General features: G+C 60.9%; 15 protein-coding genes and 2 pseudogenes. 16 read left to right on the top strand and 1 reads right to left on the bottom strand.

Annotation, left to right across the window (positions count from 1 at the left end; genetic code table 11):
- Positions 1-328 precede the first annotated feature (328 nt).
- The 12 genes from G485_RS0114050 (at position 329) to G485_RS0113990 (ending at position 13303) form a co-directional block, all read left to right on the top strand.
- Positions 329-2044: a transposase gene (locus tag G485_RS0114050; protein WP_027093077.1), complete on the top strand. Its 1716-nt coding sequence runs from the start codon at positions 329-331 to the stop codon at positions 2042-2044.
- A gap of 623 nt (positions 2045-2667) precedes the next feature.
- Complete coding sequence (locus tag G485_RS0114045; protein ID WP_027093076.1) at positions 2668-3396, top strand: (Fe-S)-binding protein; 729 nt, start codon at positions 2668-2670, stop codon at positions 3394-3396.
- The gene (locus tag G485_RS0114040; RefSeq protein ID WP_027093075.1) at positions 3393-4910 is read left to right on the top strand and encodes a LutB/LldF family L-lactate oxidation iron-sulfur protein; all 1518 of its coding nucleotides are present in this window, start codon (positions 3393-3395) and stop codon (positions 4908-4910) included. The genes G485_RS0114045 and G485_RS0114040 overlap by 4 nt, the downstream gene beginning before the upstream one ends.
- A complete protein-coding gene (locus G485_RS0114035; protein WP_027093074.1) occupies positions 4903-5628 on the top strand; it encodes a LutC/YkgG family protein in 726 nt (241 codons plus the stop codon). The genes G485_RS0114040 and G485_RS0114035 overlap by 8 nt, the downstream gene beginning before the upstream one ends.
- A gap of 22 nt (positions 5629-5650) precedes the next feature.
- Positions 5651-6358, top strand: coding sequence for a FadR/GntR family transcriptional regulator (locus G485_RS0114030; RefSeq protein WP_027093073.1), 708 nt, complete (start codon positions 5651-5653; stop codon positions 6356-6358).
- Between the two features lie 176 nt (positions 6359-6534).
- Entirely contained in the window at positions 6535-7851 is a 1317-nt protein-coding gene (locus G485_RS0114025) for a deoxyguanosinetriphosphate triphosphohydrolase family protein (protein WP_027093072.1), read from the top strand.
- Between the two features lie 98 nt (positions 7852-7949).
- A complete protein-coding gene (locus G485_RS0114020; protein WP_027093071.1) occupies positions 7950-8288 on the top strand; it encodes a metal-sensitive transcriptional regulator in 339 nt (112 codons plus the stop codon).
- Positions 8289-8307: 19 nt separating this feature from the next.
- A complete protein-coding gene (gene copZ / locus G485_RS0114015; RefSeq protein WP_027093070.1) occupies positions 8308-8508 on the top strand; it encodes a copper chaperone CopZ in 201 nt (66 codons plus the stop codon).
- A gap of 101 nt (positions 8509-8609) precedes the next feature.
- Positions 8610-10847, top strand: a complete 2238-nt coding sequence (locus G485_RS0114010; protein ID WP_027093069.1) for a heavy metal translocating P-type ATPase — start codon at positions 8610-8612, stop codon at positions 10845-10847.
- Complete coding sequence (locus tag G485_RS0114005; protein WP_027093068.1) at positions 10848-11147, top strand: hypothetical protein; 300 nt, start codon at positions 10848-10850, stop codon at positions 11145-11147.
- Between the two features lie 537 nt (positions 11148-11684).
- Positions 11685-12452 (top strand): DODA-type extradiol aromatic ring-opening family dioxygenase, encoded by a 768-nt coding sequence (locus G485_RS0113995; RefSeq protein ID WP_027093067.1) that lies wholly within the window; start codon positions 11685-11687, stop codon positions 12450-12452.
- Positions 12453-12748: 296 nt separating this feature from the next.
- Positions 12749-13303, top strand: a complete 555-nt coding sequence (locus G485_RS0113990) for a GNAT family N-acetyltransferase (RefSeq protein WP_027093066.1) — start codon at positions 12749-12751, stop codon at positions 13301-13303.
- Here the strand turns inward: G485_RS0113990 and G485_RS0113985 are convergent.
- Entirely contained in the window at positions 13283-13510 is a 228-nt protein-coding gene (locus G485_RS0113985; protein ID WP_027093065.1) for a hypothetical protein, read from the bottom strand. The two genes, G485_RS0113990 and G485_RS0113985, sit on opposite strands and share 21 nt — an antisense overlap.
- A gap of 17 nt (positions 13511-13527) precedes the next feature.
- Here G485_RS0113985 and G485_RS29140 point away from each other — a divergent pair.
- The 4 genes and pseudogenes from G485_RS29140 to G485_RS0113965 form a co-directional block, all read left to right on the top strand.
- Positions 13528-13700: pseudogene (locus G485_RS29140) on the top strand (peptide deformylase); the annotation flags it as partial.
- A gap of 369 nt (positions 13701-14069) precedes the next feature.
- Positions 14070-14300 (top strand): annotated as a pseudogene (locus G485_RS26530) (SDR family NAD(P)-dependent oxidoreductase); the annotation flags it as partial.
- A 184-nt stretch (positions 14301-14484) separates the two neighbouring features.
- Positions 14485-15912, top strand: a complete 1428-nt coding sequence (aspA, locus tag G485_RS0113970) for an aspartate ammonia-lyase (protein ID WP_027093063.1) — start codon at positions 14485-14487, stop codon at positions 15910-15912.
- Between the two features lie 6 nt (positions 15913-15918).
- A complete protein-coding gene (locus G485_RS0113965) occupies positions 15919-16392 on the top strand; it encodes a GNAT family N-acetyltransferase (RefSeq protein WP_051318281.1) in 474 nt (157 codons plus the stop codon).
- The last annotated feature ends 26 nt before the right edge of the window (positions 16393-16418 follow it).

Raw genomic sequence — 16418 nt, 5'->3', positions numbered from 1 at the left:
CAGGCTCCGCGTTCTTTTTTGCCTTATTTTCGCCTTCCTGTTCCGCCGTCGCCCTGCCCTGAATTTCTGCTAAACAATCGTTCAGCAAGCCCTATTTATCCACAAGCAAAAACGCCTTAGGCGTTTTTAGGGCTTCATGGAGCATGACCGGGCAGGACTCCGAACGCTTACGGACAAACTGAGGCTGTCGATTCATTGTGGATAGTGAGCAGGCGTTCGAAAATAAAAACCCAATATTAGCGATATTTTGAACAAAATACCCCTTTTTCTCACGAATACTCCCGATTCCGTTGTATAATGAACATATACGGTTTCGGGAGGTTTTTCAATGAGATCGCCTATTCGCTATAAAACGTTCGACCAAATTTCTTTCACAGATATGCTGGTCTACTCCAACCTCCCAAAACATCCCTTTTGGAGCCCTGTCGCTGAAAAGGTCGACTTCACGTTTGCCGACTCGTTATGCGCTTTTTTGTACAGTGGTCGTGGCCAACACCCCTATGCTCCTTCTCTCAAACTAAAGATTCACCTTGTGCAAGTGTACTACGCTCTGTCCGATCGGCTAGCCGAAGAAAAAGTCATTGGAGATTTGTTTATCAAGCGTTTTTTGGGACTGCCGGTAGAGTTTTTCGGCTTCGACCATAGCACGATCGCGCTGGACCGCCAGCGCATGGGACTGGGACTGTTCCGCGCTTGCCACCTTTACATCCTTGCTCAAATGTACAGTCTGGGAATCTGGGGAGATCGCGACGAATCGTGGATCATGGACTCGTTCCCCTGCAACCCAGGCCTTGCCATGGTCGGCGCTCATCGCCTGATCCAGCAAGCGGCGCTCCGGGTTCTCCAACACTTGAAGCGGAGTTACCCCGCCTTGTATGTGTTGGCGCAACAAGCCCTCCTGCTGGACGCGTTAGCGACTCGCCTGTCCTCGCAGACGCAAAAGCATGAGCAACTGCTCGCCTTCAGCAAGCTGGCCACCCAAGCGCACGCTTTGCTAGAGTGGTTTGACACGCCGGACGTGGCGGAGAAGTTCTCGCAATGGACGAATGTATCGGCGCAACAGAAATCCCTTCAGCTCCAAGCGATTCTCCGCCGAGTGCTCTCGGAGAACAGCCGCCCGTCCGGTCCCGAAGATGGCTCGTCCGTGCCGCTTGAAGCGGCATCACCAGACTCCGACGTTCATTCTGCAGGGACGACCGAACCCACTCGCTTGAGCACAGACCCAACTGAAGCGATCGCCTACGAAAAAATTCCCCGTGCAGAGCGGCCGGCCAACCGGATCATCAGCGCCAGCGACCCGAACGCCCGGATCGGGATGAAGACCAGCACGAAGCGAATCAAAGGATACAAAACGCAAAATTTATGCACCAGCAGCGGTGTCGTCCTCGATGTGCGAGTCATTCCCGCCAGCGAGCACGACCGGGAAGCGACGTTTGACATGGTACATAGCGCGCTGACCTTCTGGAGAATCCGCCCTCAAGCCTTGTTGGGGGATACATGCTACGGCCATGGCCGCCAGCGCACGCGGCTTCAGTCTGTCGGTGTGGAAATTGTCGCCCCTGTTCCTCCGGCGGTGAACCCGACGGGACTGTACCCGAACAGCCAGTTCCAGTACGAACGCGAAAACGATGTTTACCGCTGCCCAAATGGAAACACGTCCTTGCGCAAGAAACACAACCCAAAGTTGGAGGGCACCCAATATTATTTCGGGAAAGTATGCGGCAAATGTCCGTTACGCGAAGAATGCACAGCGAATCCGTCGGGTCGAAGTGTGTTTCGGAGCGATTACTCCGATGTTTACCAGCGAGCCAGCGCAGTCAACGCGAGCATCGAAGGGCAAGCCTTGCTTCGGCAACGATCACGGATCGAACGAAAAAATGCGGAACTGAAAAACGACTGCGGCCTGGGCAGACCGAAGACCCGAAGTCAGAAAGCACTTGGCATCAAAGCCATCTTGGCGGCCATCGTGGTCAATCTCAAACTCATGGTTCGGTGCTTAAGCACCGTAAAGCATGGGTTTCTTCGACGTTCCCGCCTCGCCTGACGCAAAGGAAGCAAGGGGCTTAAATGACCGAGCCATTCCTACTTCAATTCACGTCCAAACTCCCTCCATCCCCACAACCCCTCGATGTCTGCCATCCCGGACGACCTGAAGCGCACTTTTCAACAGTTAATCGACAGCCTCAAACTGGCCGTTATTTGTCCCAAAATCGCGTTTTTGATGTTCTAACGGACACGGGTTCCGCTATGCGTCGGATTTTCCACGATTGGGGGACGGTTTGAAGCGAATAACGGATTCAGGGTCCGTAAGAGCCAAGGCAATCCCCGATTGGCATCTTAGAGGTTCCACGCGAATCAAAAAGGGGACTTTGGATGGGAATAAACATCCCCAAAAGTCTCCTAGATAAGTATCTGAAGTTTTTATGCAAAGCTAGTGGATAAAAACAGCTTGCATAGGCTTATCCCTGTAGCTAAGTTGCTCTTCGTTCGTCGGGTCGCCAAATCGGCGCAAACGGACCGAATAAAGGCAGGAACCGAACAGCCCGGCTGCGGCCCGACTGATTTGCGGGGATAAGCCCCCAATAGTGCCAAGACGGCACATTTTCCTATTGCCAAACCTGTCTGATAACCTGATAATAAGATTAGATCAAGAAAATGGGGTGCGCCATGAAAGTATCCTTGTTTATTACATGTTTGAGCGATGCGATTTATCCCCGGGTCGGGGAGGCGATGGTCCGGCTGCTGGCCCGCTGCGGCGTCCGGCTGGAATTTCCGGCCGTGCAGACGTGCTGCGGCCAACCGGCGTTCAACAGCGGGTATTGGGAGGAAGCGCGGGAATCGGCGAGAACGATTTTGAAAGCGTTTGAAGACAGCGATTTCGTCATTTCGCCGTCCGGCTCCTGCACCGGCATGATCCATCATTATCCGAAGCTGTTCGAGAACGATCCGGTCATGCTGGAGAAAGCGCGCGAGCTGCAGGCGAAATCCTACGAGTTTACGCAGTTTCTCGTGCAGGTGCTCGGCGTGACGGACGTCGGCGCCACGTTCCCGCACAAGGTCACGTACCACCCTTCGTGTCACGGGAGCCGGCTGCTCGGCGTCAAGGACGAGCCGATGGCGCTCATGCGGAACGTGAAGGGTCTCGAATTCGTGCCGCTGCCGTACGCCGAAGACTGCTGCGGATTCGGGGGCACGTTCGCGGTGAAGATGGCGGACATCTCCGGCGCGATGGTGACGGAGAAGGCGGATCACGTCAAGGAGACCGAAGCCGAAGTGCTCGTCGGACTCGACATGGCCTGCCTGATGAACATCGCGGGCAATCTGAAATACCGGAACGAGCCGGTGCGCGTCATGCATCTGGCCGAATTGCTGGCGGAAGGGGCGAATCTGCTATGAGCGCGAAGACGGCCGCGGGCACCGTTAAGGAACGGGCGGAACTGGCGCTGAACGACGATTTCCTGCGCAAAGCGGTGAAGTTCACGACCGAGAGGCTGCGCAACGGGAAAAAGAACGCGTCGGCGGAACACGGCAACTGGGACGAATGGCGGGAGCGCGGGCGGCAAATCCGGCTTCACACGATCGCCCATCTCGATTATTATTTGAATCAGTTCGTGAACAACGCGAGGGCGAACGGCGTTCACGTGCATTTCGCCGACACCGGCGCGGACGCGGTGAAGATCGCGCTGGAGATCGCGCGGCGCAAGCAGGCGAAAACGGTCGTCAAATCGAAGTCGATGGTGTCCGAAGAGCTGCACCTGAACGATGCGCTCCAGGAGATCGGCGTCGAAGCGATCGAGACGGACTTGGGCGAATATATCATTCAATTGGCCGGAGAGACGCCTTCCCATATCGTCATTCCCGCCATTCACAAAAACCGCTACCAGATCGCGGACCTGCTCTCGGAAGTCGCCGGCGAGAAGCTGGAAGCGGACACGACCGTGCTTGCGGGTTTCGTGCGGAAGAAGCTTCGCGAGAACTTCCTCGAGGCGGACATCGGCATGACCGGCTGCAACTTCGCCATCGCCGAGACCGGCTCGATGGTGCTGTTCGAGAACGAGGGCAACGCCCGGATGGTGACGACGCTTCCGAAAACGCAAATTACGCTCATGGGCATGGAGCGCATCATCCCTTCGTTCGAGGATCTCGAGGTGATGGCGACGCTGCTGCCGCGCTCGGCCACCGGCCAGAAGCTGACGATGTACATGTCGGCCATTACCGGTCCGCGCCGATCGGAAGACGCGGACGGTCCCGACGAGATGCACATCATCATCGTCGACAACGGGCGGTCGCTGCAGCTCGGAGATCCCGAGTTCCAGGAGCTGCTCAATTGCATCCGCTGCGGCGCTTGTCTGAACGCCTGCCCGGTCTACCGCCACATCGGCGGGCACGCGTACGGCGGCACGTACAGCGGACCGATCGGCGCGGTGCTCACGCCCGCGCTGAATAAAAACGTCGCGGAATGGGACGATATCGCCAATGCTTCGAGCTTGTGCGGCGCGTGTTACGAGGCGTGTCCCGTCAAAATTCCGCTGCACGAGATGCTCATCTACCTTCGCCGCCGCAAGGTGGAGAAGGGCTACGGCAACAAGCTGGAAGGCGCGGGGATGAAGGGCTTCGCCGCGGTTATGGGCAACGCGAAGCGGTACCGGATGGCCGTGAAGATGGGGCAGATCGGCCAGAAGCTGGTCGTCCGCGACGGGGGCATCCGGACGAAGCTCGGGCCGCTCAAAGGGTGGAACAGCTACCGCGTCGCGCCGAGCTTGCCGAAGATGTCGTTCCGGCAGCGCTTCGCGACGCTGGATCAGGAGATTCGCGAAGGGCTGCGGGAGATGAGTCCCGACGTCAAGAGCCGGATGGAAGAAGCGATCAAGCGCCGGAAACAAGACGGAGGGGGACACGGTCATGGCTGAGACGCATGCGGACTGGCTGCGGGAGATGGAAGCGAAGTCCCGCGCCAAGCAATCGGCGTTCGTAGGCGGCATCTCGCAGAGGCTCGGGCGGCCGCGCCCAACGGATGCACCGGCCCAGCCGTTCCGGGGCGCGCCGGAGTTCTGGCGCGGCTTCGAATGGACGCCGGAGGAGCGAATCGAGCGATTCGCCGGCAATTGGCGCAGCGTGGGCGGCCACGTCGCCCGGCTGCCGGACATGGACGCCGTCCGCGAGTTCATCGCGGGCAAGGCGGCGGAGATGGGCGCGCGCTACATCGTGCGCCAGAACGAGCCCGAGCTGGCGGCGCTCGGCCTGGAGGAGGCGCTGCCGGAAGCGCAGGTGTCCGTCTGGAACACCGACCCGGACATCTGTTGGAAAGCCCGCTCGGCGGAAGCCGACTTCGGCGTCGTCATGGCCGACTACGCGGCCGCCTACACAGGTTCGGTCGCCGTCCTCTCTTCGAAGGACAAAGGGCGCTCGGTGTCGCTGCTGCCGACGGTGCTCATGATCGTCCTTCCGGTCGAGCGGCTGAGAACGAGGCTCGGCGAGGTGCTGACCGAGTTCGACCGGGCCGGGCGCAAGCGGCTGCCGGCGGGCATTCACTTTATCTCCGGGCCGAGCCGTTCGTCCGACATCGAGAACGATCTGACGATCGGCGTGCACGGGCCGGGCGTCGTGTACGCGCTGATCGTCGGGTAATTCGGAACAAGGAGCCGATGGAATGGAAGTCACGCCGGTATCGAAACGGAACCACTACGAGGAAATTACGGAGCAGCTCAAACGGCAAATTCTCGAGGGCAAGCTGCGCGTCGGCGACAAGCTGCCGTCGACGAAGGAGATGTCCGAGCGGTTCGGCGTCGGCCGCTCGACGACCCGCGAGGCGCTGAGCGCGCTGAAGGCGATGGGCCTCATCGAGATACGCCAGGGCGGCGGCTGCACCGTCGTCCGCAACAGCCTGGCGCCGGACGGCCTGCCCGAGCTGGAGTCGCTGCGCATGAACCGGGAGACGCTGCTCGAGCTGATCGAAGTCCGGCAATTGCTGGAGGTGTCGATCGCCGCGCTCGCCGCCGAGAAGCGAAGCGAACAGGACGTCGCGGCGCTGCGGGCCGTCGTCGCCGACATGGCATCTTCGATCGGCGACGATCTCGAAGGGGAACGGACGGACGTGCAGTTCCATCTGGCGCTAGTCGCCGCGACGCGCAACAAAATGATGGCGCGGCTGTTCGACTCGATCATGACGCCGATGGAGCAGGCGATCCGCGAGGTTCGCCGGGTCGAGCTGTACGCGAACCGCTCCGTCGCGGAGCGGCTGTACGAGGAGCACTCGGCCATCTTCGAGGCCGTCGCCCGAGGGGACGCCGCATCGGCTGCGGACAGCATGAAGCGCCATCTGCAGCATGTCGAAGGCATTTTGATGAAGTACGTCTGATCGGCGCGGCATTCCTTTAGCTGCCGAAATCGGGCAAATGTCGCGCCAGCTTCCGATAAGCTTACAAATTCCGTCAACTTTGTTGACGGAATTTTTTGCTTGCGGGCGCCGGAAGGCTGGCGCAACCGAACGAAAACAAATACAATGGCTTAAAGGCATGATCGAGGTGACAAGCTATGAACGTGCGCAAATTGAGATTGTTCGATACAGAAAATATTTATTCGGGGGATGACCGCGACGAATACGAGAAAGATTACGCGAGGCTGATCCAGTCTCCGGCGTTCCGGCGGCTGCAAGGAAAATCGCAGGTGTTCGGCGCGGGCTCCGGCGACTATTACCGGACGCGCCTCACCCATTCGCTCGAAGTGTCGCAAATCGCGCGGGAGGTAGCCCGGCGGCTCGGCAAGAGCTATCCGCTCCTGGCCGCGAAGGAGCATCCCGGCTTGATGATCGATCCGGAGGTCGTCGAAGTCGCGGCGCTTGCGCACGATCTCGGCCATCCCCCGTTCGGGCATAAGGGAGAAGAAGTGCTGAACGACGTGCTGACCGCGGAGCACGGCATGAAATACGAAGGCAACGCGCAAAATTACCGGATTCTGATGTTCCTCGAGAAGCGGGCGGGCAGCGACAGCGGCCTCGACCTGACGGCGGCGGTGCTGCTCGGCATCAACAAATATCCGTTCTGCATCGACGAGCCGGGCCGCCTCAAAGGCGTGTTCGCGCGCGAGTGGGAGGGCATCGCCTATTTGCGCGGCTTGTGGGGGATGCCGGAAGGCGTGGCGACGCTCGAAGCCCAACTGATGGACCTGTGCGACGACATCGCTTATTCCACGCACGATCTGGAGGACGGCATCCGGGCGGGCAAAATCCAGATGAGCCGCAGCCTTTTCGAAGACGATCGTCTGGTTGCCAATTTGATTCAGGAGATCGTGAACGATCAAGGCAACAAGAGCATGAGCTGGGACCTCGTGGACATGACCGCGATGGTGAAGCAGGTGCTCAGCCAGTTCGTGCAGCAGTGGGAGATGATTTTCGCCGAATGCGGACAGGAGCCTTCGCGGACGAGGCGGGAGATGAAGGCGCGCTGGGTGCGCAAATTCGCCAACCAGGTGGGCATTATCGACGATCCGGCCACCGGGTGGAAAAGAGTCACGTTCGTTCGCGAAGGAGCGGAGGATTTGGAACTGCTGCGGACGATGGAAATTTTGAAGAAGCTGGCGTGGGTGACGCTCATCAAGGATTTCCGCGTGCAGCGGCTGCACAAGCGCAGCGAGGTGATGATCCGCAGGCTGTGGGACAGCTTCAAGGAATACGAGACCGGAAGGCTGATCATTCCGCCGGACTGGCTGGAGAGCTACGAGCGGCAGAGAGACAAGTGGCCGTGGGAACGGCTGGCGGCCGACTACATTTCGGGCATGACGGACGCTTACGCGGAGAAGGTGTATGCGGAGTTTTTCGCGAGCCGGTCGGGTTCGATCTATGAAAGAGATTGACGTTCCGGGCTTTCGCCCGCTTTTTTGGCAGATAACGATCCAGCGCTTGACATACCCTATGGGGGTATACTATGATGAGCATGTGAGGTGACCGAATTATGGCAAATCAGACTGCGAACGGGCATGACTCCCTGGACGACTGCTCTGCAGGCGGGACGGAGAGGAAGAGTCATCACTCGGACAAAACGAAAGCGAACCTGCTGTCGCGATTGAACCGGATCGAGGGGCAAATCCGCGGTATCAAAGGCCTGATCGAGAAGGATACGTATTGTGATGACGTCCTGAACCAGATTGCCGCGGCCCAATCGGCGCTGAACAGCGTCGGCAGGCTGCTGCTGGAAGGACATATGAAGAGCTGCATCGTGGAGCGCATTCAGGCAGGCGAGCACGAAGTCATCGACGAGCTGTTGGTCACCGTCAACAAACTGATGAAATAAACCTACGGAGGGTATACTTATGACCAATATCACGTTGAAAGTGGAAGGCATGTCGTGCGGCCATTGCGTCAACTCCGTCGAAGGCGCGGTGCGCAAGCTGGGAGCGAACGCGAAAGTGGATTTGGCGGCGGGGTCCGTCGCGGTGGAATTCGACGAATCCAAGATCGGCGTCGAGGCGATCAAGGAAGCGATCGAGGATCAAGGCTACGACGTCGTCTGACGCAGAAAGGCTTCGCGGAGCCATCCGGGATGCGGGGGCTCCTTCTTTTCAGTATCTTAGATACCCTATGGGGGTATAAAGAATTTCAGAGGAGGTTCCCCATGAGCGCGCTCACGAAAACGGAACGACTGCAGGCCTACGAGTTGGACATCGGCGGCATGACCTGCGCGGCTTGCGCAGCCCGCATCGAGAGAGGGCTGAACAAGCTGCCGGGAGTTCGGCGGGCGACCGTCAATCTGGCGATGGAATCGGCGCATGTCGAACTGGCTCCGGAGGGCGGGGCGACTTTGAACGATGTGGTCCGCAAAGTCGAGCAGCTCGGCTACCGGGCGGCGCAGAAGACAGAGGAACCGTCGGAAGGGGCGGAGAAGCGCAAGCGGGAGATCGTCCGCCAGCGCCGCAAGCTGATCGTGTCGGCCGTGCTCTCCTTGCCGCTGCTGTGGGCGATGGTCGGCCATTTCTCGTTCACGTCGCGGATAGGGGTCCCGGAGCTGTTCCTGAATCCGTGGTTCCAGCTCGCGCTGGCTACGCCCGTCCAATTCGTCATCGGCCGGCAATTCTATGTCGGCGCCTACAAAGCGCTGCGCAACGGCAGCGCCAATATGGACGTGCTCGTGGCGCTCGGAACTTCGGCCGCTTATTTTTACAGCTTGTATTTGACGCTGGAGTCGATCGGGATGCCCGCCCATCACCGGGTCGATATGTATTACGAGACGAGCGCGGCGCTCATTACGCTCATTCTGCTCGGCAAGCTGTTCGAGGCGATGGCGAAAGGCCGTTCGTCGGAAGCGATCCGTTCGCTCATGAAGCTGCGGGCGAAAACGGCTCTCGTCCTCCGCGACGGGGTCGAAAGGACCGTCCCGGTGGAAGAGATCGCCGTCGGTGAGATTTGCGTTGTCAGGCCGGGAGAGAAGGTGCCGGTGGACGGCGAAGTGACGGAAGGCGTCTCGGCCGTGGACGAGTCGATGCTGACCGGCGAGAGCATGCCGGTAGATAAGCGGGCGGGCGACACCGTCTACGGCGCGACGATCAACAAGAACGGCACGCTGAAGGTGCGCGCGACGCGAATCGGCAAGGAGGCGGCGCTGTCGCAAATCATTCGCATCGTCGAGCAGGCGCAGAGCTCGAAGGCGCCGATTCAGCGGGTGGCGGACCGCATCTCGGGCATCTTCGTCCCGATCGTCGCAGGCATCGCCGTCGTTACCTTCCTGGTCTGGCTTCTCGCCGTCGACCGCGGCAGCTTCTCCTCGGCGCTCGAAGCGGCGATCGCCGTTCTCGTCATCGCCTGCCCTTGCGCGCTGGGGCTCGCCACGCCGACCTCGATTATGGCGGGCTCGGGCCGGGCGGCGGAGCTCGGCGTGCTGTTCAAGGGCGGCGAGCATTTGGAAGCGACGCATGCGATCGATACCGTCGTGCTCGACAAGACGGGCACCGTTACGAAGGGCGAGCCGGAGCTGACGGACGTCCTCGTGGCCCCGGGGCGCAGCGAGCCGGAGCTGCTCGCCTGGATCGGCTCGGCGGAGCGGCGCTCGGAGCATCCGCTGGCGAAGGCGATCGTGCGGGGCATTCGCGAACGCGGCGTTCCGCTGGGGGAAGCCGAATCGTTCGAGGCGATTCCGGGCTACGGCATTCAGGCTTCGGCGGACGGCCGCAGCTTGCTCGTCGGCACGCGCAAGCTGATGGAAATGCGGGGCGTACCGGTGCCGGCCGACGTTCTGGAGGCGATGAGCCGTCTGGAAGCGGAAGGGAAGACGGTCATGCTCGCTGCGGTCGACGGATCGTACGCGGCGGCGATCGCCGTCGCGGATACGATCAAGACGACGTCCGCGCAGGCGGTCGGCCGGCTGAAGGCGCGCGGGCTGCGGGTCGTCATGATGACCGGCGACAACGAGCGGACGGCGGCCGCGATCGCCCGGTCGGCCGGCATCGACGAAGTGCTGGCGGAAGTGCTGCCGGAAGAGAAGGCGGCGGAAGTCCGGAAGCTGCAGAGCGCGGGACGCAAAGTCGCCGTGGTCGGCGACGGCATCAACGACGCTCCCGCGCTGGCGACGGCCGATATCGGCATCGCGATCGGCACGGGCGCGGACGTCGCGGTGGAGACGGCGGACGTGACGCTGATGCGCGGCGATTTGAACGGCATCGCCGACGCCATCGAGCTGAGCCGGAGAACGATGCGCAACATTCGGCAAAATTTGTTCTGGGCGCTTGCCTACAACGTCGTCGGCATTCCGATCGCGGCCAGCGGGCTGCTCGCCCCGTGGCTGGCCGGGGCGGCCATGGCGCTGAGCTCGGTCTCGGTCGTGCTGAACGCGCTCAGGCTGCAGCGGGTCAAGGTTTAAATGTCGTTCGACAGCTTGCTGGCGGGCAGGGACGTCAACCTGACGTTCCATCTGACGGACGCCTCGACGGGCGAGCCGATCGAGGATCTGGAGCCGTATCTGGGAGCCGTCGGCCACGTTGTCATTATAAGCGCGGACACCGAGCATTACTTGCACGTGCATCCGGCGGAAGAGGGAGCGTCCGGGCCCGACGCCAAGTTTATGACGGCATTTCCGGAGAGCGGCGTTTATAAAATTGGGGGGCAATTTCAACGAGCCGGGAAAACGTTCATCGTTCCATTTACGGTGAAGGTAGGTTAGACCCGGGCCAGTTCCCGGGACATGGAAGCTTCCAACACCGCGGTTGAAGCGGAGTGGAAGCTTCTTTTTTTAGAATCGTATCGAAGCTCGAGGCATAAACGGTGCCCTTCTTGCGGCCGGGACGGCCGTCTGGGTCGGCGGCGTGGCGACGTGCGTTCCGGTATCCTTTTTGACGAAGCAGCTTTGGGTCGTCGGTTCCTGGATGCATCCCGGCACGGCGCCGCGGAAGTCGCTCGGATGATCCGCGCCGGAACGCTGAAGCTGAACGGAACGCCGTCCGGCCGACCGCCTATCCGCTCGTTCGGGTGAACGAGGCCATCGCCGAAGCGGCCGCAGCGCGCAGCTGACCGCCGCAGCCCTAGCTGAAGCTTACGCATGAAATCGTCGCTCACTCGCATCCATAACGACAGCAGTCGATATCGTCGGCGAACGCGGCCGGTCGCAAGTCCCACGGAGGGGCTTGACCCTTTTTACATTTTATTATACAGTAACTTATGAAAAGTAACTTAATATGCTGTATACAAGGGGATGACCGCCATAATATCGCCTATTTTCGTCGGCCACGGTTCGCCCATGATGGCGATCGACAGTAACGCGTGCGCGATGTTTCTTGAACAATACGGCAAGTCGCTCCGTCCGAAGGCGATCGTCCTTTTCACCGCCCATTGGGAGAGCGAGACGTTGACGATTTCCTCCACGAACGGCGTATACGACACGATCTACGATTTCGGCGGATTTCCGCAGGCGTTGTTCGAGATGAAGTATCCGGCGAAAGGCTCGACGCAGCTTGCCGAACGGGTGGCCGGTTTGCTCCATGCGAGAGGGATCGCCACGCGGTTCGACACCCGCAGAGGGCTGGATCACGGCGCCTGGGTCGTCTTGTCCCGGATGTTCCCCGCAGCCGACGTTCCGGTCGTCCAGGTCTCGGTAAATCCGTTCCTGCCTTCGAAGGAGCAATTCCGCATCGGCGAAGCGCTCCGGGGGCTGGACCGCGAGGACATTCTCGTCATCGGCAGCGGAGCGACGGTCCACAACTTCCGCGCGATGAACCCGTACGCCAAGGAGCCGGACGCCTGGGCCGTCGCGTTCGACGATTGGCTCGTCGAGCATATGAGGAAGCGCGATCTGGAGGCGCTGTTCCGGTACGAGGAGCTCGCGCCGAACGCGCGGATCGCCGTCCCGCGGCCGGAGCATTTCGTGCCGCTGTACATCGCCTTCGGCAGCGGAGATCCGGCTTCCGAGGTCCGGGAACTTCACCGCAGTTACGAGATGGGCTCGCTCAGCTACCTGTCGCTTGCATTCTGAACCGGGGGGCTATCCCTTCAAAGGTCCCGGAAGGGCTTGAGGGATAGCCCTCTTCGTCCCTACAATAAGCTAGTCCGAAGACGCCGAAGGCGCTGCTGCCTGTGCCTCGGCCAAGCCCTTTCGATCCCTTTCCCCAGAAGGCCGGATGTTTCACGTGAAGCGGCGAAATCCGCTAAGATTCGTTGCTTTAGGCCGACCCGATCGGCGGCCAATGATGGCCGAACGGGCGATTGACGTCGGGCTTTGAAGAATGATACATTGTTTCCGTTTAATAAAGCAGAGGGAGCGTGAAACGTGTGGGCGAAAAAACGAAACTGGTCGTTCGCGAAGCCGAGGAGCGGGATCGGGACGCGATCTCGCGGCTGACGCTGCTGGCGTACGCCGAATACGAGCCGCAACTCGCCGCTGCCGGCCGATGGCAGGCGTACGCGGAGGAACTGCGCGCATCCGCGTACGAAGGAGAGCCGATCGCGCGGATCGTTGCGGAGACGGAGGAAGGAGAGATCGTCGGCAGCTTGCTGCTGTTCGCGGATTCGGCAACGGCTTACGGCGCGCCCGAGCTTGCGATCCGCTCCCCGATCGTCCGCTTCTTGGCGGTGTCGCCGGATGCCCGCGGTCAAGGCGTCGCCACGACGCTTCTCCGCGAGAGCATTCGCCGCGCGAAGGAGCGGGGCGCGGAATCGCTCTATCTGCATACGAACGACATGATGGCTTCCGCCATCCGGCTATACGAGCGATTCGGGTTTCGGCGCGTCGAAGACAAGGACATTTCGCTCGGCGAGACGCTCATTAAATGCTACGCGTTAAGCCTTCCGCGCGAAGCGGCGGCGTCAGCGCAGAGCTTGGGCTGACGCCGCCGACATTTTGCGAAGCTGATCGATAATGAACGCGTCGGACAGATTCAAGTCGTTGCTCAGCCAATATTTGAACAGGCTGATCGCGCCGCCCATAATCCAATGCGCATAGACGTGCAGATCGAGTTCCCGGGGCAACGGCTGGATGCGGACCAGCGCGCTCAGCAGCGTTTGGCACAGCCGCTCGTGCAGGCGGTCCGCCACCTGCGGAACGCCGTGACGGGACGGAAGCCTGCCTGTCGTTCCCGGGGTACGCGGGCTTCGTCAAGCGCGCGCAATACGTCCGGGTCCGGAGCTTCGACCGGAAGAACAGACGTTCGAGCTCGAAGGCGAAGGCTATCTGGCCCGCTGCATTCAGCACGAACTGGATCATCTGGACGGCGTGCTCTTCGTCGACCGCGCCGAGGGCGACTTTTTGTTCCATGAACAGACGCGGCACATCCGCCTGCTGGACGTTCTGCGGTTGACGAACGCTTGGGGGTAGGGCGGCGGATCACTTTTCGTTTACACATTCGAAGCTCATGTCGTCTATCGGCCGATCCGGATGCGAGTGCCGTTGAAGTGCGTCGGATCGCGTCTTACACTGGACGAAGAGGCGACACCGTGTCGTCGAAGAGGCGGCACGGCGCTCCCGGAACTTAATCCGAGAGGATGATTCGAATGAAGCGAGATTCGCGCCTCCGGCGGACTGGCGGTCGGCGTCGTCGCCAACGTTACCAAGGAAGCGGACGTCGCGAACATGATCGACACGGCCGTCGAACAATTCGGCTCGCGGGCCGGCGCGGCCTATACCGCGGCCAAGCACGGCATCGTCGGCTTGACGAAGAACGTGGGCTTCCAATACGCCAAATCCGGCATCCGCTGCAACGCCATCGCGCCGGGCGCGGTCGCAACGAACATCGGCACGTCCATCAACGCGCCGGATCCGTTCGGCATGGGCGCCTTCTTGAACGGCACGGTCGTCACGGCCGACGGCGGCTGGACGGCTTATTGAGCCGGGGCAAAATGTTCACCCGATCAGGCGGCAGAAGCGGCCCGTTCCTTCATAGGGACGGGCCGCTTCTTGTCGCGCCGGTTCGGACGAATCGGTCGGATAGGGCAACGGGACATCGAATCTGGGACCCTTTTCCACTATAATAGAGGAAGGTTCAAGGGTTGCATCCAAGGAGGAGTTGCGCATGGCGTTCAGAGTCGAGAAGGATTTCCTCGGAGAGAAAAACGTGCCCGAAGAAGCGTACTACGGCATCCAGACGTTGCGGGCGGTGGAAAATTTCCCGATTACCGGGGTTCCCGTTCATCCTGAGCTGATCCGGGCGCTCGCCCATGTGAAGAAGGCGGCCGCGCTGGCGAACCGGAAGACGAAGCTGCTCCGGGCGCCGATTGCGGACGCGATCGTCCGGGCGGCGGAGGAAGTCGCCGGCGGCGCGCTCGCCGACCAGTTCATCGTCGACTCCATTCAGGGCGGAGCCGGCACCTCGATCAACATGAACATGAACGAAGTGCTCGCGAACCGGGCGCTGGAAATCATGGGGCATAAGAAAGGCGAATATTTCCACTGCAATCCGAACAATCACGTCAACATGTCGCAATCGACGAACGACGTCATTCCGACGGCCATCCGGATCGCCGCCTTCGGGCTGGCGCAATCGCTGCTCGGCACGCTGGGCAATCTGCAGTCGGCGTTCCAGCGCAAAGCCGAGGCGTTCGACGACGTCGTCAAAATGGGCCGCACCCATCTGCAGGACGCGGTTCCGATCCGGCTGGGACAAGAATTCGGAGCTTACGCGGCGGTAACGGGGAGAGACATCGGGCGCATCGCCCGGGCGGCGGACCAACTGCTCGCGGTCAACATGGGCGCGACGGCCGTCGGCACCGGCCTTAACGCCAAGCCCGCGTATATCGACGAAGTCGTCCGGCTCATGGCGGAGGAACTGGGCATTCCGCTGCATGCCGCGGACAATCTCGTCGACGCGACCCAGAACACGGACGCTTACACGGAGCTGTCCGCGTCGCTCAAAGTGTGCGCGGTAAACCTGTCGAAAATTTGCAACGACATCCGCCTGATGGCTTCGGGTCCGCGCACGGGCCTGAGCGAGATCGCGCTGCCGCCGAGGCAGCCCGGGTCGTCGATCATGCCGGGCAAGGTGAATCCCGTTATGGCCGAAGTCGTTAACCAGACGGCCTTCCAGGTGATCGGCAACGACCACACGATATGCCTCGCATCCGAAGCCGGGCAATTCGAGCTCAACGTCATGGGTCCGGTACTCGCCTTCAACCTGCTGCAATCGCTCAAAATTTTGCGCAACGCCGTCGACGTGTTTATCCGCTTCGCCCTCGAGGGGCTGGAGGCGAACCGCGAGCGCTGCGAGTCGTACGTTCGCGACAGCTTCGGCATCGTCACCGCGCTCAACCCTCATCTGGGCTACGAGGTGGCGGCCCAACTCGTCAAGGAGGCGCTTCGGACGGGGACGCCGGTCCGGGAGCTGATTCTGGAGCGGCACCTGCTCACGCCGGAGGAGATGGCCGTCATTCTCGATCCCGTGCAGATGACGACGCCCGGCATCGCGGGCGAATGGCTGCTCACGGGCGAGTCGGAGGAGGCGTAAAAACCTATGGCGCTGGAAAAGCCGAAGGCAGCCGTCGTCGCCGCCGACGCGGCAAGGCTCGATGAGCTGACCGAGCTGGCGTTGGCGCTATGGCCGGAGAAAGCCCCGGGGGCGATGAAGAAAGCGGCGGCCGAATGGCTCGCTTCGGACAAGTGGAAAGGTTTCTTGGCCGTGCAGGACGGCCGCTGCGTCGGATTTGCGCTGCTCAGCATCCGGACGGATTACGTCGAAGGCTCGGACGGCGACGGTCCCGTCGGTTATGTCGAAGGGGTTTACGTGTCGCCGGAATGCCGGAGGCAAGGAATCTCGAGAGCGCTGCTGGACGCCGGGGAACGATGGGCGAGGGTCAAAGGCTGCAAGCAGATGGGCTCCGATCTTTACGTCGGCAACGAGGACAGCTATGCGTTCCATCTAGGCGTCGGTTGCCGCGAAGCGGGACGGATCGTCTGCATGATAAAGGATTTGGAGCCCGAAGATTAGTTTGCAGGATTCTAAGGGAAGAAAGG

It is taken from the genome of Cohnella thermotolerans DSM 17683 (genome assembly GCF_000429825.1).
Taxonomy (GTDB): Bacteria; Bacillota; Bacilli; order Paenibacillales; family Paenibacillaceae; genus Cohnella; species Cohnella thermotolerans.
The sequence above is the reverse complement of the archived record's forward strand: the minus strand, read 5'-3'. Positions and strand labels throughout refer to the sequence as shown.